Below are 23,545 nucleotides of genomic sequence, written 5' to 3'. Positions count from 1 at the left end.
GCTGACGTCAGTTCTTGCGCAGGGCAGGAGTGGTCACGCCGTCGGCCGTTGCCGCGACGTAGTTTTCAGGAAAGGCCAGCGCGCTCGACGACACCGGCTTGGCGGGTTTGCGCGGATCGACGGGCGCCGCCTTCTCGGCCACGCGCGCGGCGTCGTCCAGCATCTTCTCGACCTGGACCAGGACGTCGGCGCCGCGACGGGTCAGGACCGGCGGTGGGCCGGGCTTGATCTCCAGCGTTTTCGGCTGGCCGGCCTGCGCCATCGCGGCGGACGCGGGCTGCGGTGGCAGCTTCTCGCCCATGCCGACTCCGGGCAGCTCCTTGACCTCGATGCCCTGATGCGCGGCGACCATGATGTCGTGCCACGTCTGTGCCGGCAGCGAGCCGCCGGTCATACGGTTGGTCGGCGAATAGTCGTCATTGCCGTACCAGACCGCGCAGGTGAAGTTGCCGGTGTAGCCGACGAACCAGGCGTCCCGATAGGCATTGGTGGTGCCGGTCTTGCCGGCGGTCGGAATGCCGTCGAGTGCGGCGCGGCGTGCGGTGCCTTCGCTGACGACGTGGCTCATCATGCCCGCCATGTCGGCAGCAACCGAGGCCGGGATCGCCTGCTTCGGCTTCGGGCCGTCGCGGTCCCAGCGCCAGACCAGGTCGCCGCCGCCGGTGCGGACCTCGAGCACGGAATGCGGCGTCACCGCCTTGCCCTTGTTCGGGAAGGTCGCATAGGCGACCGCGTGCTCCAGCACCGTGACCTCGTCGGAGCCGATCGGCATCGACGGCGTGTCGGGCAGCGGCGCCTTGAGGCCGAAGCGCCGGGCGACCTCGATGATCTTGGCGCGGCCGGCCTTTGGTCCCTCCCTGCCGCCAAGCGCGATCGACAGCTTCACAGGCACGACGTTGATCGAGCGCGTGATCGCCTGCGTCAGCGTCACCGAGCCGGAATAAGAATGGCCATAATTCTGCGGGCACCAATTGCCGATGCAGACCGGACCGTCGACCACGATCGACGTCGGCTTGAAGCCGTTCAGCAGTGCGGTGGTGTAGACATACGGCTTGAACGACGATCCCGGCTGCCGGTAGGCGTCCACGGCGCGATTGAACTGGCTGGCGCCGTAGTCGCGGCCGCCGACCATGGCGCGGATGCCGCCGTCGAGGTCGGAGACGACAGTTGCCGCCTGGGTTGCGTGATAGTCGCGGCCGAACTGGCGCAACTGGTTCTCGATCGCCTCGTCGGCCGCATGCTGCACGGTCATGTCGATCGAGGTCCGCACCACGAAGACGCGCTCGGTGTAGGATTTCGGGAACGTGTCGACCAGCTTGCGCATCTCGTCGAAGGCGTAGTCGAGGAAGTAGTTCGGCGAGCTCTCATCGCGGCGGTCGACCGCGAAGGCCGGGTTGCGGCGGGCGCCGAACACCTGGCCTTCGGTCATGAAGCCGGCGTCGACCAGATTGTCGAGCACGACGTTGGCGCGGGCGCGGGCGGCGGGCAGGTTGATGTGGGGGGCGAACTTGGTCGGCGCCTTGAACAGGCCGGCCAGCATCGCGGCTTCGGCGAGGTTGATGTCGCGCACCGACTTGTTGAAATAGAAGTGTGCCGCGCCGTCGACGCCGAAGGTGCCGCCGCCCATATAGGCGCGGTCGAGATAGAGCTTGAGGATCTCGTTCTTTGTCAGCCGGGTTTCCAGCCAGATCGCCAGGAACGCCTCGTTGACCTTGCGCTCGATGGTGCGCTCGTTGGACAGGAACAGGTTCTTGGCGAGCTGCTGGCTGATCGAGGAGCCGCCCTGGCGGACGCCGCCGGCCTGGGCGTTGGTGACGAGGGCGCGCGCCGTGCCGGCGATGTCGATGCCGAAATGATCGTAGAAGCGGCGGTCCTCGGTGGCGAGCGTCGCCTTGATCAGATTGTCCGGAAAGTCCTCCAGCGGGATCGAGTCGTTGTGCTTGATGCCGCGGCTGCCGATCGGGTTGCCGTAGCGGTCGAGGAAGGTGACGGCGAGGTCGGACTTCTTCAGCCAGTCCTCGTCGGCTGTTTCCCGGAAGGCGGGGATCGCGAGCGCCAGCATAAGCACCAGGCCGCCGAGCCCGATGGTGGCGGCCTCCGAGAACGGCTCGACGAACACCCAGCGCTTCCAGCCGCCGACATAGAAGCGGTCCATGAACGCCGAATAGCGTTCATACAGCTCGCGGGTGCCGCGCAGGGAGGAGAACAGCGCCGAATCGAAGCGGGCGTCGAGATCCAGGCGGAAATTGTTGATCCGCTTCTTCCAATCGTCTGGAATGATCTGCCGCACGGGAACCCTGGTCGTTTCGAAAGCGTGTCAGCTGGCTTCGAAAGCACTCAGCAAGTGGGGCTGGGGGCCATCGAAGGGTCTTGCGCGATTGTTGCGGCAAACCCATGGCACTGCACAGTCAGCCGCCCGAACCCGAGCACCTGACCCCAAGCCGCGTTGCCGGCGCCGCGCCGGAGTGACTCAACTATGTATCTAGCCGAGCGGAGGTCACAAACCAATGGTTCCGCTCACAATTTGATGCACAAAGCTAACGTGCCGCCGTAATCGGCAAAGCCCCTTGCGCGGCTCGGGGCCGGGCACCTAGATGGCGGCCACGCCATGCCCTCCTTGAGAATCGCCCGATGACCGCACCGCTCAAACGTCCCTCGGGCCAGGAGGGAATGTTCTGGAAAACCAAGATCTTGGAAGAGATGTCCGAGGCAGAATGGGAAAGCCTGTGCGATGGCTGCGGGCGCTGCTGCCTGGAGAAGCTGGAAGACGAGGATACCGGCGACATCTACTTCACCCACATCTCGTGCAAGCTCTTGGATGCCGGGCTATGTGCCTGCAAGAACTACCCGAATCGTTCCGAACAAGTGTCGGATTGCGTTCGCCTGACGCCTGAGAACGTCCGCACCCTGACGTGGCTGCCGCCGAGCTGCGGCTACCGCCTCGTGGCCGAGGGGCGCGATCTCTACTGGTGGCATCCCTTGATCTCGGGCGATCCTCAGACGGTGCATGAAGCCGGCGTCTCGGTGCGCGGACGGGTCGAAGGGACCGAGGACGACGTTCCGGACGACCAGCTCGAGGACCACATCGTGCAATGGCCGGTGCTGCTGCCGAAGCGGGCCAAGCTGAAGCGACGGCCGAAATAGGCTCGATCACCTCGCGTTCGCAGCAAATCACGATGATGCGACCGTTCTCGTGCTGTCGGGATGCACCCATGCGCCCGGCCGGCTGCCGCGGGGGAAATTTATGCCTTAAGTAGTTCGCCAGTCAGCGAATCCGCGCGGCGTTGGTCGCGCCCGGCATAGCATTCATCCCATGAACAAGTTCGATCGGCAGAGCCATTGTCCTGCCGCGTCCCAATCCCTGCCCGAAGAGATCGCCGCCGAGCTGCCGGCCATTCCGCCGCAGGTGCAGGCGATCGAGGATGCGCCGCCGCTCGCGCCGCCCGTGCCGCTGACCCAGGCCGAGGTGCGGACCATCCTGATGAGCCTGCTGCTGACGATGTTCCTGGCCGCGCTCGACCAGACCATCGTGGCGACCGCGCTACCGACCATCGGCCGCGAGTTCCAGGACGTCACCAATCTCTCCTGGGTGATCACCGCCTACCTGCTGGCGTCGACCGCGGTGGCGCCGGTGTTCGGCACGCTCTGCGACATCTATGGCCGCCGCTCGATGATCATCACCGCGCTCAGCCTGTTCGTGGTCGGCTCGGTGGTCTGCGCGCTGGCGCCGAACATGCCGGTGCTGATCCTCGCCCGCGGCCTGCAGGGGCTGGGTGGTGGCGGCATCATGCCGGTGGTCCAGACCGTGATCTCCGACGTCGTCAGCCCGCGCGAGCGCGGCCAGTACCAGGCCTATTTCAGCGGCGTCTGGCTGCTCGCCGGCCTGCTCGGGCCGGTGATCGGCGGCTTCTTCGCCGACCATCTGCACTGGTCGATGATCTTCTGGATCAACGTCCCGCTCGCGATCGCCGCTCTCGCCTTGCTGCTGCCCAAGATGGGCCGGCTGCCGGTCTATCACCGGCTGCGCAAGGTCGACTGGGCCGGCGGCCTGCTGCTGATGGCCTCGGCCGTCGTGTTCATGCTGGTGCTGACCTGGGGCGGCCACAAGCTGGCCTGGCTATCGCCGACCCTGCTGGCGATGATCGGCAGCGCGGTGGCGCTGGGCTTGGCCTTCGTCTGGCACGCCAGACGGGCCGATGAGCCGTTCCTGCCGCTGTCGCTGATGGGCGGCACGGTCGTGCCCTACGGCATGCTGGCAAGCGGCTGCGCACTTGGCGCGCTGATCGGGCTCACGGTCCATCTGCCGCTCTATTACGAGCTGGTCTATCATTTGACGCCGAGCGAGGCCGGCCTCGGCCTGATTCCGATCGCGGCGATCTCGACCTTCGGTGCGGCGATTGCCGGCCGCACCATGGCCCGGGTCAGGCACTACAAGCGCGTCGCCATCGTGGGCACGATCATCGGCACCATCGCCGCCGCGGTCATGACGGTGACCACGCCCTCGCTCTGGGTGCTGATGGCGCTGCTGTCGATCTACGGCATCGGGCTCGGAACGGCGTTCCCGATCTCGGTGGTCTCGCTGCAGAACGCGGTGGACCGCTCCCAGATCGGCACCATCACCGGCGCGATGAACTTCTTCCGCTCGATGATGTCCTCGTTCACGGTTGCGGCCTTCAGCGCCATCCTGCTGATGGCGCTGGGCGCCGACATTTCGCTGGCGGAGGGCGCCCATGGCGCGGTCAGCGGCATCGCGGAAGCCGACATGATCCATGCCTTCCGCTTCGTCTATGCCGCGGCCACCGCGATGCTGGCCTGCGCCTCGGTCTGCATGATGCTGATGGAGGAGCGGCCGCTGGCCGGCCCGTCGCGCACCGAGCCGGTGGAGATGGCGGAATAGGAAAGACAGGTAGGGTGGGCAAAGGCGCCCGGCACAGCCGTTGTTCCAAGGCACCCTGTCGCGCGCGCCGTGCCCACCGTCGTCAAGCACAGCCCGCGGCGAGATGGTGGGCACGGCGTCACCACGATGGGACGTGAGGAGAGAGCACAGCAGCGCCTTTGCCCACCCTACGGTTCGTCAGTTGGGGCCGCTACTCGCGCGGCTGAGGGATCTCGATGTTGTCCTGCCCGCGCGAGCCGTCGTCGAGCGATGACTTCACCAGACCAGCCTCGACGCGTTTCGCAAATTCGGTCGATCCGCCGTTCGCCAGCTCCCTGGCTTGGCTGATCCATCGCTCGCGCTCGATCCGTCCTGCGAACGCCAGATACGAGCCGACCCATTTGGCGTGCTCGGCGGTCCAGGCTGCGATCTGCTCGAAATGCCAGATGCCGAGGCCGTGCAGCCGGGCCTCGTTCTGCTTGCCGATGCCCTTGATGAGCTTGAGATCGTCGGCCTGGCCGCCGCGCGGCGCCGCCAGTCCGAGCGGGCGGGCGCCGCCATGGACGTCCTCGTTCTCGACGGGCGGCATCAGCGCCGGCAGGTGGGCCAGGAGGTAGCTCGCCTCGTCCTCGCTCAGCGGCGCGTCGGCCTGATCATCGATCGTGATCGCGCCCGACTTCACCGCAGTCGAATGCGCGGTGTCGAGGCCCGCGGCGAGCAGCTTGGCCTGCGCGATCCAATGCTCGCGCTCGATGCGGCCGGGGAAGGCCATGTGATGGCCGACCCAGCTCGCATGGTCAGGCGACCACGCCGCGATCTGGCTGAAATGGTGGATGCCGATGTCGTTGAGGACGCGCTCGTTCTTGGGTCCGATGCCCTTGATCAGCTTGAGATCATCGGCTGCACCGTTGGGTGCGGGCAGGGCCGGCGGCCTGCCGTCGGCTGTGGCTGGGATCTCCGGCGCCGATGATGCGGCAACCTCGGCGGCAAGCCGTTCCGCCTCGGCGTCTGCGGCGAGGTCATCGGCGTCCGTCCTTGCGGCCGCTTCGGCGGCGAGGCGATCGGCCTCGGCCTTGGCGGTCGCTTCGGCCACGAGACGCTGAGCCTCCGCCTCGGCTTTCGCGACGGCCTCCGCCGCAAGACGGTCTGCTTCGGCTTTCGCCGCTGCCTCAGCGGCCAAGCGTTCAGCTTCGGCCTTTTCGGCCGCTTCTGCCGCAACACGATCGGCCTCTGCTTTCGCGGCTGCTTCCGCAGCGAGGCGGTCCGCTTCGGCTTTCGCGGCGGCCTCCGCAGCAAGGCGCTCGGACTCGGCGTTCGCCGCCGCCTCGGCAGCGAGCCGTTCGGCTTCGGCCTTCGCTGCGGCCTCGGCAGACAGACGATCAGCCTCGGCCTTTGCCGCGGCTTCCGCGGCGAGCCGCTCAGCCTCGGCCTTTGCGGCCGTTTCGGCGGCTAGACGCTCGGCCTCCGCCCTTGCAGCGGCTTCGGCCGCAACACGATCGGCTTCGGCCTTTGCGGCGGCTTCAGTGGCGAGGCGATCGGCCTCGACGCTGGCTGCGGCCTGCGCAGCCGGGGATGGGCTGTCCGCCCAAGGACTGGCCGCCGCCGTTGCGCCGGCGAACGCGACGCTGTGTCCAGGACCGCCCGGCGACATCGCACTGGTGTCACCCAGCCCGACATAGTCCTTGAGCTGTCCGCCGATCAGGCAGCCGAGCACATAGGCGCCGACCATCAGCAGGCCGACCTCGAGCCACAGGCCGGCACGTCCGGGCAGCACGCTCAGCAGCGCCATCACGATCCCGATGACGAGGGCGAGCGTCGCCGGCAGCAGCCAGCTTCTCAGCCAATCCGGCCGCGGCGCGTCCGACCAGGTGCGCCAGCCGACAAAGCCGCCGATGCCGACGGCGAAGATGATCCAGAACGGAAATGTCGCAAGGTCGTACATCATGATGTCAGCGCCTCACTTGACGACGAATTCGATGCGGCGGTTCTGCGCGCGGCCTTCGGCCGTGTCGTTGGAGGCGACCGGCTTGGTCTGGCCGTAGCCTTCCGAGGTCATGCGCGAGGTGTCGATGCCGGCGTCGCCGATATAGCCGACCACCGCGGCAGCCCGGCGCTTGGAGAGGTCCATGTTGTTAGCTTCGTCGCCGACATTGTCGGTGTGGCCTTCGATCGCGATCTCGGCGTCCTTGCAGCGCTGCGCAACCTCGATCAGGTGATCGAGCAGCGCCAGCGACTCGCGGCTGAGCTCGGCGCTGCCGGTGCTGAAGCGGACGCGGCCCTTGGCGAGCAGCCCGTTGAACGCCGGCTGGCACTCCGCGACCGCGAGTGGCGGGCTTTCCGGCTTGAGGCCGATCTTGACGTCGTCGAGCTTGAAGCCGCTGCCGACCGCATCGGCGAGCTCCTTGCGGACCTGCTCTGCCGACTTGTCGTAGATGGCGAGCCCGTCGACCGTGATCGCCGCGTCCTTCGCCGTCAGCGCACCCGACCACAGCCGCGCCAGCGCCGGGAACGTCGCCTTCAGCGACTGCACGTAATCCTTTGGCGCACCGTCGCCGATCTTCAGGCCGTCCTCGACCGTCTCGGTGATGAACGTCGACGTGGCGGCGTCGACGAGATCGCGGCGGGCGGCATCATCAGGCACGTAGCCGCTCAGCATGACACGGCCGTCCTGCTTCTGCAGTCCGAACGCGTAAGGCGAGACCGGGCCGTCGCGGACGTCGATGGACGCGAGCGCAAACGGCGCGGGCAGGGCGCCGGCCAGTTGCTCGCGCACGGCTGCGCCGGTGACGTTGGCGAGTCCGACGCCCCTGAGCGAGACCTGGGTGTCGTTGATCTCGGCGCGCCCCTGCGAAAGCCGGGCGAGCTGCTGCAGCAGGCTCGCGCTCGCTTTGGCAAGGTCGCCATCCGGGGCGCCGCGGGCGATGCCGATCTGGCTCTTGATCGGCTTGCCGTCGAACTGTCCGCTGGCGGAGCCCAGCATCGCATCGCGGGTCGCTCCGCTCGGCGCGAGACCTGTGAGGCTCAAGCCGGTGCCGTCGAACTCCGCCGACCAGCGATAGGGCTTGATCTCCGGCGGCAGAATGTCGGCCTTCGCCAAGGTCAGCCCGGTCGGCAGCTTGCCGACACCGGCCATCGTTTCGTCATAGGCGGCGGTCGAGGGCGCCTCGCCCGAAATCGTGTAGGTGGCGTCGGAGATGACGACGCGGCCCGTGCTCAGCCTGGTGAGCTCCGTCAGCGCATAGGACGTGTAGGCACCAAAATCGCCAGCAGGCGCGCCACGCGCGATCTGCATGTGATGCATCACCGACGCGCCGGGCCAGGCCTTGATCGCGGCGGCCTCAAGCGCGCGCCTGATGTCGTCATTCGGAACGACGCCGGACATCACCAGCGTGTTGCTCTCGCGAACCGCGCTCCAGATGAACGGTTTTGCCTCCGGCGGCAGGATCGCGACCTTGTCGAGCACGGCGCCGCCCGGCAACTGCCGCGTCGCGGCGATGGCGGCCTCATAGGCGTCCGACGATGCGGCGGCACCTGCGATCGAATAGGCCTTGTCCGCGAGCGCGAACGCGCCGCCGCTGAGCTTGGCGGCCTGGACCGATCCGTGGCTCGCGATGGCCGCGAAGTCGGCCGGAGCTCCCAGCGCATAGCCGAGGCGATCGACCACCTCACCGCCGGACGAACGGACGGCATTGAGCACGGCATTCCGAACGGCGGGCGTCGGCACCGCGCCTTCGAGCACGAGCTGGCTGCCGTTTCGCGTGGCGCGGAAGGCATACGGTTTCGGTGTCGGCAGCTTGTCGTAGGTGCCGTCGACGAGCCGAACGCCGTTGACCGACGCGGCGTCCTCCAGTTTCGTCGACTGATCGGGACTGAACTCCGGCCCTTCGATGCGAACGTCACGCCCCGCGACAGAGACCTTGAGAGCCGCGGCTGTGTCGGGGACGGCGGCGGCAACGGCGGCACGTGCCCGCGGTGCGATATCGTCCTCGACCCCCGCCGTCTTGAAGCTCATGGCCGCGAGCCACAGCACGGCAACAGCGATCAGTCCCGCCCACCATTTCGATGGTTGATGCATGTGAGAGCCCCTCGTTTCCCCACCTGCGCCCGGTTCACCCGGATCGTTCCGTTGTCATGAACCACGTGTCGAGCCTATCAGAACAGCTCTCGGAGACCAGCCGTCGGCACGTTGTGTGTTTCAATATGCACAAGCTGCGAGAGCGTCGCCGTCTGCGAGCTTCGCACCGCACCCGATCGTCCTCAAGGTGCGATCAAAGTGTGACCGTTCGACGACGAACATCGCAGGCGCGCAGCCTTCGCGGCTACGCCGCTCGCATCACTCCTCCAGCGCCCGGCGCAGGCGGCGGATGATGACGCCGCGGGCGCGATCGTCGGCGGCCTGTTCGATCCGCTCGTGGATGTCGAGCAGCAGACCCGACATGTCGTTGTGCCAGTCCAGCCGGGTGACCGCCTCCGGCGCCAGCCGTCGTCGGCGCGCGACGTCGAGCGGCGTCGGCACTGCGCTCGTCAGCTCATAGACGTCGTCGAGCAGGGGCGAGAACACTTTCGCCGCCGGCACGATCCGCTCGGTGACGCGCGTCGCCAGCGCCGCGATCGCAGCGTCCTCGCCGTGGGACAGGAAGAGGCCGCGCGCGATCGGGCGGCGGGCCGCGATCCAGCGCGCGATCTCGGCGCCGTCGGCGTGGCCGGAATAGTCGTCGATCATGCGGATGCGCGCCGCGACCTTGATCTCCTCGCCCTGGATGCGCACCGCCTTGACGCCGTCCTGCAGGAAGCGCCCAAGCGTGCCGTTGGCCTGGTAGCCGACCAGCAGCACGGTGGCGCGGCTGTTCCACAGCCAGCGCTTGAGATGATGGCGGATGCGACCGGCATCGCACATGCCGCTGGCGGCGATGATGATGTGGAAGCCGGTCAGCTTGGCGATCGCCTTGCTTTCATCGACGGTCTCGGTGAATCGCAGATGCGACGACGACAACAGACGGCCGACATCGCTGCCGCCGTCGAGGCTCTCGGTGTGCGCGCGAAACACCTCGGTGGCGTGGATCGCCAGCGGCGAATCCAGGAACATCGGCGCGGCCGGAATCTCGCCACGCTCCATCAGGCCGACCAGATCGACGATCAGCTCCTGCGTCCGTTCCACCGCGAAGGCCGGGATCAATAGCGCGCCCTGGGCCGCCGCCGCGTCGCGCACCTCGCCGGCCAGACGGCCGCGGCGCAGCTCCGGCGTGGTCGGCTCACGGATGCGGTCGCCATAGGTCGCCTCCGAGATCACGTAGTCGAAGCCCTCGGGCGCTTTCGGATCCGGCTGCAGCAGCTTGGCGTCGGGCCCGACATCGCCGGAGGCGAGCAGCCGCAGCGGCGCGCCGTCGGCGCCTTGTCCTGCGAATTCGATCTCGATCGAGGCCGAGCCCAGCAGATGCCCGGCATTCCAGTAGCGGGCGCGGACGCCGGGAATGATCTCGGTCCAGGTCTCGTAGGGGACGGCTTGGAAGTATTGCAGCGCGGCGATGGCATCGTCCTGGGTGTAGATCGGGCTGACCTCGCCGCGGCCGCGCGCGGTGTTGCGGCGGTTCAGCGCCAGCACCTCCTGCTCCTGGATGTTGCCGGCATCGGGCAGCATCCAGGAGCAGAGATCGATGGTGCCGCGCGTTGCGAAGATCTTGCCGTCGAAGCCCATGCGCACCAGTTTCGGCAGCAGGCCGCTATGGTCGATATGCGCATGCGTCAGCAGCACGGCGTCGATATCGGCGGGACGGAATGGGAAGTCGCCGTAATTGAGCTCCTTCAGCGTCTTCTGACCCTGGAACAGGCCGCAGTCGATCAGCATCTGTCCGTTGTCGGTCCGGACCAGATAGCAGGACCCGGTGACGGTGTGCGCCGCACCGCAGAATCGAACGGTCACACTCATGCGGCGGTCTCCCGAGGACGATGGATCGATGCTCGACGACGGTTCATCACGAACGACCGTTCGCGCCGTCGGCGAAGCTATAGCCGTGGTTGGCGGCGGCCGCGGCTGCGGCCAGATCATGCTCCGACGGATCGCAGGTGAACACGCGATAGAGTGGCTCACCCCGGTCGACACGATCGCCGATCTTCCTGAACAGCATGATCCCGGAGCCCTTGTTCACGGGCGCGCCGGCGGTGCGCGCCAGGCGATTGAGCCGCAGGCAATCGATCGCGGACACGATACCGTCGTGTTCGGCCTTGACGTCGAAGGCGAGATCGCCGAGCTCGCTGCGGCATTCCGGTGGGCCCTGCGCATCGATGATCTTCAGCATCTGTTTGAGCGCCGCGCCGCTGTCGAGCAGCTCGCGCGCCCTGTTATAGCCGGCGCCGCCGCGCAGCTTCGGATCATATTCGAGCAGATGCGCCGCCAGCCGCAGCGATTTCTCGCGCAGGTCAGCCGGGGCCGACGGCTCGTTGCCCAGCACCGCCATCACGTCGCGCGCCTCCAGCACCGGCCCGATGCCGTTGCCGATCGGCTGGCGGCCGTCGGTGGTGATCACCTCGACCTTGAGACCGAACCTGTCGCCGACGAACTCGAACAGCTTGCGCAGGCGCATCGCCTCCGCGCCGCTGGTCAGCTTGGCGGTCGGGCCGACCGGCAGGTCGAGCAGCAGATGCGTCGAGCCGGCAGCGAGCTTCTTCGACATGATCGAGGCGACCATCTGCTCGCGGGTATCGAGGCTGAGCGGGCGCTCGACCGAGATCAGGATGTCATCGGCCGGCGACAGGTTGACGTGGCCGCCCCAGATCACGCAGCCATTGCAGGCGGCGACGATCGATTTCATTTCCTCCGCGCCGACATTGACCCGCGCCAGCACCTCCATCGTGTCGGCGGTGCCGGCCGGCGAGGTGATCGCACGCGAGGAGGTCTTCGGGATGGTCAGGCCGTGGGCGGCGACGATCGGCACCACCACCATCGAGGTGCGGTTGCCGGGGATGCCGCCGATGCAATGCTTGTCGACCACGACCGGGTCCGGCCATTTGAGCTGAGTGCCTGCATTGGCCATGGCGCGCGTCAGCGCCAGCAGCTCACCCGAGGTCATGAAGCTGGCCGACCCGATCAGGAAGGCTGCGATCTCCATGTCCGAATAGCGGTAGTGGGTGAGGTCCTCGATCACGGCAGCGATCGCCTGGTCGCTCAAGGTCTCGCCCCGGATCTTGGCCCGGACCGCCTCCATGCTGTCGGGCGGCGTCGCGGGCGACACGGTCGCGAGCGTGCCGGCCGGCTCGGCAAAGCGCCGCAGCGCCGGCTCCGATAGGCCGATCTCGTCGGGCCCGATCAGTGCGTCGTCGTCGGTGATCAGGAGTGTGGCCAGCAGCGTCCGCGAGTTGCAGCGCAGCTCGACGCGGCTGAAGCCGCGGAAGACCTCGGGCCGCAGCGCCTTCGAGCGGCGGGAGATCACGACAACGTTCTCGCGGCCGGTGTCGAGCGCGACGCTGCGGATCTTGAGCTGGGGGCGGGCGGAATCTGTTGTGCTCATGGCGACCAGGATAACCTTTAGGGCGGTCCACGCCATCGCCGTTGACCCAGATCATGACGTGGCATCTGGCGGATAAGCCGAATTTTTTCTGAATGTGTCGGACGAGGATTCAGCGGCTCGGCTTTGCCGCCAACCGGCCGGGGGCCGTGGACTGAGAATAAAGCGAAGCAAATTCAGTTGCTTGCACTCCGGTTCGGATCTCGGACGTCGGGTGAGGGCGGGCCTGCGATGGAATGCCGGCTCCGAATCTGGGCCGCGCAGGTACCTCATCGGGTTAACCGATTGTTCAAGCCGATGACGGAGGGTTTCCGGCGGGGCGTCCATCCCGGCCTCGGCGCGCCCTTCCGGCGCGTCAGATGATCGAGCCCGACCGGAGAGGTAGATGCGGCAGTTGATTGCGAGCTTCCTGAAGAATCAGGCTGGCGCGACCTCGATCGAATACGCCATCATTGCCGGCGGATTGAGCATCGTGATCCTGGCGGCCGTCAATGGCCTGGGCTCGGGACTCAGCAGCAAGTTCACCGCGATCAACACCTCGATCAAGTAGAGCCCGCCGGTCAAATTGCCGCGCGATCAAGTCGGCGCGTGATCAACTCATTGGCCGAATCAACTCATTGGCCGATCAAGTCACAGGCGTCGTGATTGTGCACGACGCCTGCTGCATTGTGCCCCATCCCATTCTGTTGCATGCGACGCGCCGCCAGTCTCCACGAACGAAGCTTCCGGCGGGGGCATCGCCGGAAGCTCGTCGAGCAGTCAGAGGTTCAACAGCCCAGCTTCAAAAGTTGCGCTGGGCGCGCAGCAGCATGCTCACCGTGTCCTGGTCCTTGAGCTGGTAGATCGCGGCCGGCTTCGCCGTGCTCGTGACGGCCGGAGCAATCGCCGTGCCCGAATATTTCTGGTCGAGGTGGCTGTAGGTCACGTCGGCCGAGAAGGTCAGGCCCTTGACCGGCGTCCATCGGGTGATGAGGCCGATCTGTCCGAGATTGAAGTCGGGGTTGCAGGTCGAGCCCGCCGTCAGCATCGCGGTGGCGGCAATGCCAGCACAGATGAGGCTCGATCCCGTCTGGCCATAGCGCACCTGGGCATAGGCGCCGTACAGCGCCGTATTCCAGCGCGGATCCCAATTGTGGGTGAAGGCGCCGCGCATGCCCCAGGTCTGCACGGTCGACAGGCCCGTGCCGGTGCCGAACACCGCGTCGGCGACGCCGGCGAAGCCGATGCTCTGATAGGCGCCGGCTACGTTGGTGCCGCCGTACATCGCGTAGGTCGTGTTGGCGAGGCTCTGGAAGTTGTAGCGGCTCGCGCCGTCGGTGTAGACCGCCTGCAGGTTGACGACGTCGCCCGGACCGGTCGGGATGTTCTTGATCGACAGCGCCAGTTGCGCGGCCCAGCCCCACTTGTCGGAGGGATGACCCGAGGTCTCGGTCGCGCCGTAATAGGCGGCATGATTGTCATGCGCGGCGAACGACGCCTGGAAGATGCCCCACGCCTGGTCGACGCGAACCATGCCGATGATGTCGGGAGACACCGTCCCGCCGAAGCTGCTCGAGCCATAATTGCCGCCGAGCACGCCGGCCGCGGTGATGCCGGAGGTGTTCCAGATGTTGGTGGTGAAGAATTGCGTCTGGTCTTCCAGCGAGACCGCGGCGGTGATGCCCTGGCCGAAATCGGCGGTGTAGGTGAACTGGTTGACGCCGTTGTTGGAGCCGCTGCCGCCGACCAGGCCGTCGAAATTGTTGCCGGGATAGTTGGTCCAGGGCGCGTCGAAGGTCGACACCGCCTTGCCCATTGTGAAGCCGGCGAACTGAATGAAGGCGTAGTAGACGCCGACGATGCCGCCCGAGATGGCATCGCCGGTGTAGGAGGTGGCGCCGGCGCCCGCGCCGCCATAGGAGCCCGAAGTCCAGTTCAGCACGGTCTCGAAGTAGGTGCGCACCACGCCATATTCGGTCGCGGTGCGCGTATCGATGTTCAGATCCTGGCGCGAACGGGTCTGATAGCGGTTGCTCAGGCGGTTGTCTGCGCCGGCCTGGCCTGAATAGGCGCCACCGTAATTGCTGTTGGTCCACAGCGCGGTCTCGGCGCGCAGATAGCCGCCGAGCTTGATGCAGGTGTCGGTGCCGGGAATGTAGTAGAAGCCGGTGCCGTACAGCGAGCACACCTTCACATATTCGACGGCCTTGGCCTTCAGCGGAAGATCCGCGGCCTGCGCCGCCGCGGCGGACAGTATCACTGCTCCCGTTCCGAGTAGCAGGCCCCTCAACGTCTTCATTTCCGTTTCTCCGGTTGACGGCGATGCACACGGCCCCCCGCGTGTCGCCTCTGGCTTCGCCAGATTGCTGCTCTCACACATTTGATTCCGGCGACGGCTTGATCGGCGCGACTGGCGGAATGGTTGAATGCAGTGTGCATGAGCCAATTTCGATTTGATGAATGTGCTCTGCTTGTTCGAGGCACACTCGATCGTCGTTAACACGCTGCTCGCACGCACCAGCGTCGACGCGGTCACGCCGCAGTTTTGGCCTCGCTGTGTCAATTTGTTAATGGTGATAATCGTGAATAGGTTAGATGGGAATCCCGAACAATCCCGCTGCACATCGCAGACTGCGCGCATCATGGCGTTTCGCAGCGTCGCTGCCGACGCGCGAATGATCTCTCCGGCCTCGCACGTGATCTCAGCGGCGGTTGGGCTCGACGTGCATCGGCGTTCGATGTGACGTCGCTGCTACCAACCCGTGTGCGCCGTAATCCGCCGCGCGCGACATCGCGTCCAGGGTGACGCCGCTGCGCCAGCGCTTGACGAAGTCGAGAAAGACCTGCAGCGGCATCGGCGGTTGCCGGCGGCTCGGATGGTACAGGAACAGTCCGGGCGTCGTGTAGCTCCAGCCGGGCAGCAGCCGCATTAGCCGTCCTTCGGCCAGATGCGGCTCGATCATCGGCTCGACGAGATAAGCGACGCCGATGCCGTCGAGTGCGGCATTCAGCGCGAGATCGAAGTCGTTGACGATGAGGGAGCCGTCCACAGCAATCTCGGTGCGCTCGCCGCCCTTTTCGAAGATCCAGGGCTGCAGCGTATCGTCGGCAGGGACCCGATGCCGGATGCAATTATGGGCCTGGAGATCCTCGGGCACGGCCGGCGCGGGATGCGCCGCGAGATAGCCGGGGGCGGCAACCGCAACGAAGCTGCACTCGTCGAAGACGCGGATGACCTTCATGTCGCGCTCCACCCGGTGTCCGGATCTGATGCCGGCATCGAAGCGATTGCGCACGATGTCACTGTTGGTGTCGTCGACAGCCAGTTCGATATGGATGTCCGGGTATTCGGCCAGGAATGACCTGATCAGGGGGCCGAGCCCCCTTACGGCGAACACGCGGGATACGGTCAGGCGCAGGGTGCCCATCGGCTTGTCGCGGAACGCGTTGATGCTCTCGATGGCCTGGTCGACCCGTTCGAGAATCGGCTGGATCTCCGCCAGCAGGCGCTCGCCGGCCTCCGTGAGGGCCACGCTGCGTGTCGTCCGGTTGAACAGCCTGACGTCCAGCCGCTCCTCGAGGCTCTTGATGGTCTGGCTGATGGTGGGCAAGGAGCAGCCGAGATAAGCGGCGGCCTTGGTGAAGCTCAACGAATCCGCGACGGCTGCGAAAGCGGAGAGCTCGGACAGCTGAACCCGTGCCATCGCTAGGCGTACTGCGCCCGGCGTTGGTCCGCATCGTGCTGAAACATCCATATCCCCCTGATACGCCGCGTCGTGCGGCTGGGACGACTTCGCCAGCGTCGTCCCGACCGACCAGGCACATCGATCTTCCATCAGGAAGCTGTACGCCCGGATCACCATCCCGCGCCGCAGAGCTAGGCGCGACGTGATCATTCCGCAAGCATCGAAGCGATGTCGACACGATCACAAATCCGCGCCTGATCGCTGGATCACCGTCGCAGGATCAACTTACCTGACCAAGGCAGATGTTTCCGCCGTGAATGGGACGGCGGCGATCGATGCGGTGTCCTTGGTGGATGACAGACCCGTGGTGTCACGCGCGGTGTGGCGTGCCCGCTGCAACACCTGGAACTCGCGGCAGTCGCGGCCGAGCGACCGCTATGCAGAGGACCCGTACGCCGTGCAGAGGTCCGGAGGTCGCTCGCCGTATCGAAGCCTCAACTCGCCTTTCGTGAGCGTGCGGTGGTTCGCACCGGCTTCTCCGACTTCTTCGGCTCCTCGGCCTTCTTCGTCTCGTCCTTGGCCTTCTTGCCGCTGATCGGCAGCAGCATCTCGCGCTGGCCTTCGACGCGCTTCTTCGGCTTCTTGGCCTTGGCCTTCGGCGCGGGGGCGGCCGCGGCGGGCGCCTTGTCACCCTCGCTGGCAAGGCTGCGCTTCAGGGCGTCCATCAGGTTGATGACGTTGCCGCTCGACTTCGGCGCGGTCTTGGCGGCGATCGTCACGCCGCTGCGCTTCTTGTTGATGAGCTCGATCAGCGCGGCCTCGTAGTGATCCTCGAAGTTCTCCGGCTGGAAGTCGGCCGATTTCTTCTCGACGATGTGCTTGGCAAGATCCAGCATGTCGCTGGTGATCTTCACATCCTGGATATCGTCGAAATATTCTTCCTCGTTGCGCACTTCGTAGGGGTAGCGCAGCAGCGTTCCCATCAGGCCCTTGCCGAGCGGCTCCAGCGCGATGATGTGCTCGCGGTTGGTGAGCACGACACGGCCGATCGCGACCTTGTCCATGCTGCGGATGGTCTCGCGAATGACCGCGAAGGCGTCATGGCCGACCTTGCCGTCAGGGACGAGGTAATAGGGGCGGATCAGATAGCGGCTGTCGATGTCGGTGCGCGGCACGAACTCGTCGATCTCGATGGTGTGCGTCGATTCCAGCGCGATGTCCTCGAGCTCGTCCTTGGTGACCTCGATGTAGGTGTCGGTGTCGACCTTGTAGCCCTTGACGATGTCGTCATTGGCGACTTCCTCGCCGGTCTCGGCATCGACCCTGCTGTATTTGATGCGGTGGCCGGTCTTGCGGTTGATCTGGTTGAAGGAGACCTTCTCGGACTCCGACGTCGCCGGATAGAGCGCGACCGGACAGGTCACGAGCGACAGGCGCAGAAAACCCTTCCAATTGGCGCGCGGGGCCATGACCTACTCCACTTAACTCCGAACTAACGGCTTGCTCCGAACCGGGCTGCTGCGGACGTCGTTCTCGCGGCAGCCGCGAGGATAACACCCGAGGCTGCGGATTCAACAAGCTGGCCGGCAGATTCTCGGATCGGCGTTAACCCGTCGCAGGGGGGCGCCGTACCGGAACATCACCTGGCTGCCGACGTTGCCAACGAGAGTGCGTGACAGAGCGCTTTACCGCTCGAACGCGGATAACAGTCAGCTGAGGGCACCATGGCAGCCAGACGACCGACGCAGATCGTCGAGACCCCCACCGAAGCGCGGCAGGGTGAGCCTGGACCGTCCGTCCTGGCGATCCTGGCCATCTCCACCGGACTGGCGCTGCTGGTCCTTGGCCTGGTCTGGTTCGTGTTCTTCCGCACGTGACACGAGGACCGTTCGACCCGCTCCGTTGCGTGGCTGGGGAGGGGACCGGGGGAGCAACGTCCGTCCGCGTCCCCGCAGGTCTGCGTTCGAGCCCCGCCATCGGTGCGGCGGGTCTTCACATGCCCATCCTCCAGAGCTTATATCCGCCCCAATTCTGTCGGCCCTTGCCGGCGGTCCCGATCGAGATGACCAAAAAGTAACTTGGTCGCTCGGGTTCCGTTCATGCACGGTTCACGGCCTTCCGGTTCATCTTGAGGGCGGAAATCGTGCAGTTCAGCTTTGGAGGCAAGCGTGCGTCTGCTCGTTGTCGAGGACGATCCGGATCTCAACCGTCAGCTCACCACGGCCCTGAGCGACGCCGGCTACGTTGTGGACCGTGCGTTCGATGGTGAGGAAGGGCACTATCTGGGAGACAGCGAGCCCTACGACGCTGTCGTGCTGGACATCGGCCTGCCCAAGATGGACGGCATCTCGGTGCTGGAAGCCTGGCGGCGCAATGGCCGGGCGATGCCCGTGCTGATCCTGACCGCGCGCGACCGCTGGAGCGACAAGGTCCAGGGCTTCGACGCCGGTGCCGACGACTATGTCGCCAAGCCGTTCCATCTCGAGGAAGTCCTGGCGCGCATCCGCGCGCTGCTGCGCCGCTCGGCCGGCCATGCCCAGAGTGAGCTGACCTGCGGGCCGGTCACCCTCGACACCCGCACCGGCAAGGTCAGCGTGTCGGGCAACCCCGTCAAGATGACCTCACACGAATACCGCCTGCTGTCCTATCTGATGCATCATTCCGGTCGCGTCGTCTCGCGCAGCGAGCTGGTCGAGCATCTCTACGACCAGGACTTCGACCGCGATTCGAACACGATCGAGGTGTTCGTCGGCCGCATCAGGAAGAAGCTCGACTGCGACGTCATCCAGACCGTGCGCGGCCTCGGCTACCTGCTGACCCCGCCGCCGGCCGCAGGCGCCTGATCCGTTTCCGGAGCATGCCATTCGAGGTGGCCGGGCGCCGGCCGTTTCGCTAGTTTGCGGTCATGCGCCAGAGTTCACTTGCCACCCGGTTGTTCCTGTCCGCGACCGCGTGGCTCGTGGTCATTCTCGCAATTACGGGCATCGTGCTGTCCTCAGTCTATCGCAACGCGACCGAGCGCGCCTTCGACCGACGGCTCAACCTCTATCTGCGCACCCTGATCGCCGAGGTCGCCACCCCCGATGATCCACCGGACCGCCAATTCCAGTCATTGGGTGAGCCGCTGTTCGAGCTGCCGCTGTCCGGCTGGTACTGGCAGATCACCCGTACCGACGCCGAGAAGCCGGAGGTACGGGCCTCGCGCTCGCTGTGGGACAAGAAGCTGCCCAAGCTGGAGGAGCAGGGGGTCGAGCTCACGGCGGCCGGGATCCGGATCGGCTATGTCGAGGGGCCGGAGAACCAGGACCTGCGCATGGTCGAGCGCCCGGTGGATCTCGGCTCCGACGGCAAATTCCTGGTCAGCGTCGCCGGCGATGCCTCGGAGATCTTCGACGAGACCCGCAGCTTCGACTATTACCTCGGCGGCACCTTCACGGCGCTCGGGATCGTGCTGCTGCTCACGACCATCTTCCAGGTCCGCTATGGCCTCGCGCCGCTGAAACGCATCTCCGAATCGATCGCCGACATCCGGTCCGGGCGCGCCGAGCGGCTGGAAGGGGAGTTTCCGGTCGAGATCGCGCCGCTGGCCCGCGAAACCAATGCGCTGATCGATGCCAATCGCGAGATCGTCGAGCGGGCGCGCACGCATGTCGGCAATCTCGCCCATGCCATCAAGACGCCGCTCTCCGTCATCGTGAATGAAGCGGCGACCCATGCGGCGGACCCCTTCGCGGCCAAGGTCATGGAGCAGGCGGACGTCATGCGCGACCAGGTCGCCCACCACCTCGAGCGGGCGCGGATCGCCGCGCGTGTCACCATCGTATCCACCGTGACCGAGGTGGCGCCGGCCATCGAGGCGCTGCGGCGCACCATGGAAAAGATCTACCGCGACCGCAGCATCGTGGTCGAGGCGACCGCCGATCCCGCCGCGAGGTTTCGCGGCGAGCGCCAGGATCTGGAGGAGATGGTCGGCAATCTGGTCGACAATGCCTGCAAATGGGCGGCTTCGCGGGTTTCGGTCGAGCTCACGGTGGAGCCGCCGGCCCAGTCCGGGGCGTCGCCGATGCTGCGGATCGTGGTCGACGACGATGGCCGCGGCCTCTCGGCCGCCGAGCGCGCCCAGGTGCTGCGGCGCGGCCAGCGGCTGGACGAATCCAAGCCGGGGTCGGGGCTCGGGCTGTCGATCGTCACCGATCTGGCCGCGCTCTACGGCGGCCGCCTGACCCTGGGCGATGCCCCGACCGGGGGACTGCGGGCGGAGCTGAGATTGCCCGGCGTTTGACGGGGCGGCGAATTTCGCCATCCTAAAGGTGTTCTTAATACCGCGGACGCTATGGTTCGGGCAGGGGTGCGCGATGTGCGCTCTCGCCGTGGAAATTTGCACGCCGGCGCATGGGTCAGACAGCTCACGAGCGGTTAAGGGAATATCTCGGGCAGCTGCCGCCGAACGCGCAGTCGCTCCTGATGCGCGAATTCGAGCGCGCCATCGAGCGCGGCCAGGACGTCGCCGTGGCGACCCTGGTGCTTGAGCAGCTGCGCAAGGTGGTGCGTCCCGTCGCGCCGCCGGCTCCCGCGCCAACAGCGGACCCGGCGCGGCCCCAACCCGCCATCGAGGTCGCCCGTCCGCAGGCCCGCGAGGAGCGCCGCCAGAGCGGCGATGGCCCGCGTCGGCTGTTCCGGCCGCTCGACCCGTTCCTCACCGATTCCACCGGCCCTCTCCGTCCCGGCCAGATCCGCCGTGCCTCGCTGCTGCCGGTCTGGCAGTGGCTCGGCCGCGAAGGGGCGCCGGAGCGCTACGCCGAATTCGAGGCCGCGATGGCGGTCTCCAGCGACAGTTCGCGCGAGGTCGAGATGGCCGCGCGCAAGCTGCAGCGCGCCGCCGCCGACGCGCTGATGAACCTCGTCGGCCCCAACGCGACCGGCGACCGCCAGCGCGCGCTGGCCCGCATCGGCGCGCCCAGCGTGATCGAGGATCTCCTGCCGATCGGGCTGGTGCTGCAGAATCGCGAGGCGCTCGACGGCCTCAACGGCCGGTTGCCCGGCATCATCCGCGTGCTCGGCGATTCGCAGATTGCCTCCGTCACCGAAGCCATCAACGTGCCGTCGCTGCAGACGCCCTCGATGCTGCCGTTCGCATTGTCGCTGGTGATGCAGCGGCTCGCCGCGCCCTGGCAGATCATCCGGCTCGCCACCAAGATCGCGGCATCGGACGACGAGATCCGCGTGGCTGCGACCCCGTTCGGCGTCGCCGTCACCATCGCGCTCAACGATCTCGCCGGGCTCGCCTCGGTGCTGCGCGCCGACATCCGGCGCGGTCATTTCTCCAATCTCGGCGATACGCTGAAGACGCTGCATGACGGCGTTCGCGGCCTGCGCACCGAGCTCGACCTGCGCTCGGAATCGAACTGGGGCAAGCAGCTCACCGCGATCCGCGCCGACATCTCCAATGCCCTGCAATCGGAGATCGACAGCGTGCCGGGCCGCGTCCGCCGCATCCTGCGCCAGCGCGCCGACAAGGACATTCCGGCCGGCGCCGGCGTCGACGGCAGCGAGGTCGAGGAGGTGGCGGCGCTGATCGAGTTCGTCGCCGTCTGCCGCAACTATGCCAGCGAGCTCGCGATCAACGAGGTGACGCTGCGGACCTATTCCGACCTGCAGCAATATGTCGAGAAGGCCACCGAAGCGCTGGTGCAGTCGCTGCGCTCGGGCGATGCGCGGGCGCGCGCCTATCGGCAGTCGCAGGTGTCGGCGGCGATCCGCTTCTGTCACGTCCTGTTCGGCAACGACTACGCCCAATTGATGAGCAGGGCGGCCGAGAACGCGATGAACGGCGAGCGAAAATCCTCGCGCGCCGGCTGAGATTTTCTGCTAATCTGTTTACGTTTTTGATTTTGCAATTTCAGGTTGACCCCGCCCCGGGGCCACGCATAGGTTCCCGCCAGGTTCCATCCTTTTTCATCAAGACCATGATTTCCGTCATCAACTTCGTCGAGGTCGAGAACCGCGTCGTTCGCGCGACCTATCGCAACCTCATGATCAAGGCGAAGGTCGTGCTCGTCGACAAGACGAGCGGGGCGCCACTCGCCGATCCCGTCATCACCATCGCGTCTCCGGTCCCGGTCGGGTCGCTGCGGATCAGGCTCACCGACCATGTCAGGCCGGGGACCTATTTCCTGGTGGCCCTGAACGGGCGCGGCAGCTATCTCGCCAAGAGCGCCGAGTTCGAGGTCCCCTAATTACGTAATCCTCCTGAGTTTTTTGGCGCGGACGGCTGGGCTACCACGGCGGCAAATGTGAATTGCCGCCGGGAACGGTGCTGGTTAAAAGCGGCGCGAGGCGCGCCTGCCGGTGGGCGCTGACTGGAACTCTGTCCGATGACTCTCTGGTTCGTGTTCGCCGTGATGACGGCCGCGGCGATCTTCGCCGTCCTGCTGCCGCTCGGCCTGGGCGCGCGGGCCTCGTCGGACGGTCGCGAGGTCGTCGTCTACAAGGACCAGCTGGCCGAGATCGAGCGCGACGTCGAAACCGGGCTGATCGGCAAGGTCGAGGCCGAGGCCGCGCGGGTCGAGATCGGCCGCCGCCTTTTGGCCGCCGCGGACCAGGAGGGCGAGGCCGCGGTGAAGCCGAGCCTCGGCCTGCGCCGCGCGTCGGCCGTGCTGGCGCTGATCGGGGTGCCGATCGTGGCGCTCGCGGTCTACCTGCCGCTCGGCTCGCCGCAACTGCCGGATTTCCCGCTCACCGCACGCGCGGCGCCGCCCACCGGGACGCAGCCGCTGGAAACGCTGGTGGCGCAGGTCGAGCAGCATCTGCAGAAGAATCCGACCGACGGCCGCGGCTGGACCGTGCTCGCCCCGGTGCTGGCACGGCTCGGCCGCACCGATGACGCGATTCGGGCCTATCGCAACATGATCACCTATGCCGGCGACGGCGCGGCCAAGCGCGCCGATCTCGGCGAGGTGATCACGGCCGCCGCCGGCGGCGTCGTCACCGCCGAGGCGAAGGCGGAGTTCGAGCGGGCCCATGCGCTCGAGGCCGACGAGCCGAAGTCGAACTACTACCTCGGTCTCGCCGCCGAGCAGGACGGCCGCAAGGACGATGCGGGCGCGATCTGGCGGGCGATGCTGGGCAAGGCGCCGGCGGATGCGCCGTGGCGGCCGCTGGTGACGGCGGCGCTCGGCCGGGTCGGCGGCGGCGAGGTGCCGGCGCTGCCGAGCGAGGCGATGGCCGCGGCCAAGAGCATGAGCGACGGTGACCGCGAGACGATGATCCGCGGCATGGTCGACCGGCTGGCGGCGCGGCTGAAGCAGAACGGCGACGACGTCGAGGGCTGGCTGCGCCTGGTGCGCGCCTATGTCGTGATGGGTGATCTCGACAAGGCCAAGGGGGCGCTGTCGGATGCGCGGCAGGCGGTGTCCGGCGATGCCGAGCGGTTGCGGCAGCTCAACGAGGGCGTGAAGACTTTCGGCTTGGATGGATGAGCGGCGCTTCCGCCGCCAACGGGA

Annotated in this window: 17 protein-coding genes; 9 read left to right on the top strand and 8 right to left on the bottom strand. The window is 66.7% G+C overall.

Annotated elements, in window-relative coordinates; translation table 11 throughout:
• Nucleotides 1-7: 7 nt before the first annotated feature.
• The gene (locus QW868_RS11970) at nt 8-2,290 is read right to left on the bottom strand and encodes a PBP1A family penicillin-binding protein (protein ID WP_315756480.1); all 2,283 of its coding nucleotides are present in this window, start codon (nt 2,288-2,290) and stop codon (nt 8-10) included.
• Nucleotides 2,291-2,631: 341 nt separating this feature from the next.
• Here QW868_RS11970 and QW868_RS11965 point away from each other — a divergent pair, with 341 nt between their 5' ends.
• Together QW868_RS11965 and QW868_RS11960 are read left to right on the top strand one after the other, a co-directional pair.
• Complete coding sequence (locus QW868_RS11965) at nt 2,632-3,144, top strand: YcgN family cysteine cluster protein (protein WP_316162694.1); 513 nt, start codon at nt 2,632-2,634, stop codon at nt 3,142-3,144.
• Between the two features lie 169 nt (nt 3,145-3,313).
• On the top strand, nt 3,314-4,897 hold the full coding sequence (locus QW868_RS11960; RefSeq protein WP_316162692.1) for an MDR family MFS transporter: 1,584 nt from the start codon (nt 3,314-3,316) through the stop codon (nt 4,895-4,897).
• A gap of 190 nt (nt 4,898-5,087) precedes the next feature.
• On the opposite strand, the gene QW868_RS11955 is transcribed toward QW868_RS11960, so the two are convergent.
• From QW868_RS11955 to QW868_RS11940, 4 genes are all read right to left on the bottom strand, one after another.
• Entirely contained in the window at nt 5,088-6,821 is a 1,734-nt protein-coding gene (locus tag QW868_RS11955) for a cell envelope biogenesis protein TolA (RefSeq protein WP_316179230.1), read from the bottom strand.
• Between the two features lie 12 nt (nt 6,822-6,833).
• Complete coding sequence (locus QW868_RS11950) at nt 6,834-8,951, bottom strand: OmpA family protein (protein ID WP_316179232.1); 2,118 nt, start codon at nt 8,949-8,951, stop codon at nt 6,834-6,836.
• A gap of 258 nt (nt 8,952-9,209) precedes the next feature.
• Nucleotides 9,210-10,802 carry an MBL fold metallo-hydrolase gene (locus tag QW868_RS11945; RefSeq protein ID WP_315756476.1) on the bottom strand — a complete coding sequence of 531 codons (1,593 nt, stop codon included), beginning with the start codon at nt 10,800-10,802 and terminating at the stop codon, nt 9,210-9,212.
• 46 nt (nt 10,803-10,848) lie between these two features.
• Complete coding sequence (locus QW868_RS11940) at nt 10,849-12,381, bottom strand: thymidine phosphorylase family protein (protein ID WP_315756475.1); 1,533 nt, start codon at nt 12,379-12,381, stop codon at nt 10,849-10,851.
• Nucleotides 12,382-12,763: 382 nt separating this feature from the next.
• Here QW868_RS11940 and QW868_RS11935 point away from each other — a divergent pair, with 382 nt between their 5' ends.
• Nucleotides 12,764-12,928 carry a Flp family type IVb pilin gene (locus QW868_RS11935; RefSeq protein WP_315716136.1) on the top strand — a complete coding sequence of 55 codons (165 nt, stop codon included), beginning with the start codon at nt 12,764-12,766 and terminating at the stop codon, nt 12,926-12,928.
• Nucleotides 12,929-13,159: 231 nt separating this feature from the next.
• On the opposite strand, the gene QW868_RS11930 is transcribed toward QW868_RS11935, so the two are convergent.
• The 3 genes from QW868_RS11930 to QW868_RS11920 all read right to left on the bottom strand — a co-directional run bounded on the left by QW868_RS11930 (nt 13,160) and on the right by QW868_RS11920 (nt 17,512).
• Nucleotides 13,160-14,656, bottom strand: a complete 1,497-nt coding sequence (locus tag QW868_RS11930) for a porin (protein WP_315756474.1) — start codon at nt 14,654-14,656, stop codon at nt 13,160-13,162.
• A gap of 403 nt (nt 14,657-15,059) precedes the next feature.
• Nucleotides 15,060-16,061 (bottom strand): LysR family transcriptional regulator, encoded by a 1,002-nt coding sequence (locus QW868_RS11925; protein ID WP_315756577.1) that lies wholly within the window; start codon nt 16,059-16,061, stop codon nt 15,060-15,062.
• Between the two features lie 476 nt (nt 16,062-16,537).
• Nucleotides 16,538-17,512, bottom strand: a complete 975-nt coding sequence (locus tag QW868_RS11920; protein WP_315756473.1) for a Ku protein — start codon at nt 17,510-17,512, stop codon at nt 16,538-16,540.
• A gap of 255 nt (nt 17,513-17,767) precedes the next feature.
• On the opposite strand from QW868_RS11920, the gene QW868_RS11915 reads away from it, so the two are divergent.
• From QW868_RS11915 to ccmI, 6 genes are all read left to right on the top strand, one after another.
• The gene (locus tag QW868_RS11915; protein WP_315739841.1) at nt 17,768-17,920 is read left to right on the top strand and encodes a hypothetical protein; all 153 of its coding nucleotides are present in this window, start codon (nt 17,768-17,770) and stop codon (nt 17,918-17,920) included.
• Nucleotides 17,921-18,211: 291 nt separating this feature from the next.
• Nucleotides 18,212-18,886: a response regulator transcription factor gene (locus QW868_RS11910; protein ID WP_006614547.1), complete on the top strand. Its 675-nt coding sequence runs from the start codon at nt 18,212-18,214 to the stop codon at nt 18,884-18,886.
• Nucleotides 18,887-18,948: 62 nt separating this feature from the next.
• On the top strand, nt 18,949-20,325 hold the full coding sequence (locus tag QW868_RS11905; RefSeq protein WP_315739840.1) for a sensor histidine kinase: 1,377 nt from the start codon (nt 18,949-18,951) through the stop codon (nt 20,323-20,325).
• A 110-nt stretch (nt 20,326-20,435) separates the two neighbouring features.
• A complete protein-coding gene (locus tag QW868_RS11900) occupies nt 20,436-21,902 on the top strand; it encodes a hypothetical protein (RefSeq protein ID WP_316230637.1) in 1,467 nt (488 codons plus the stop codon).
• A gap of 107 nt (nt 21,903-22,009) precedes the next feature.
• Nucleotides 22,010-22,279 (top strand): hypothetical protein, encoded by a 270-nt coding sequence (locus tag QW868_RS11895; RefSeq protein ID WP_315785165.1) that lies wholly within the window; start codon nt 22,010-22,012, stop codon nt 22,277-22,279.
• 138 nt (nt 22,280-22,417) lie between these two features.
• Nucleotides 22,418-23,521, top strand: coding sequence for a c-type cytochrome biogenesis protein CcmI (ccmI, locus tag QW868_RS11890; RefSeq protein WP_316230636.1), 1,104 nt, complete (start codon nt 22,418-22,420; stop codon nt 23,519-23,521).
• Nucleotides 23,522-23,545 lie beyond the last annotated feature (24 nt).

Origin of the sequence: Bradyrhizobium sp. SZCCHNR1051 (assembly GCF_032489615.1) — a bacterium.
GTDB lineage: Bacteria > Pseudomonadota > Alphaproteobacteria > Rhizobiales > Xanthobacteraceae > Bradyrhizobium.
The sequence above is the reverse complement of the archived record's forward strand: the minus strand, read 5'-3'. Positions and strand labels throughout refer to the sequence as shown.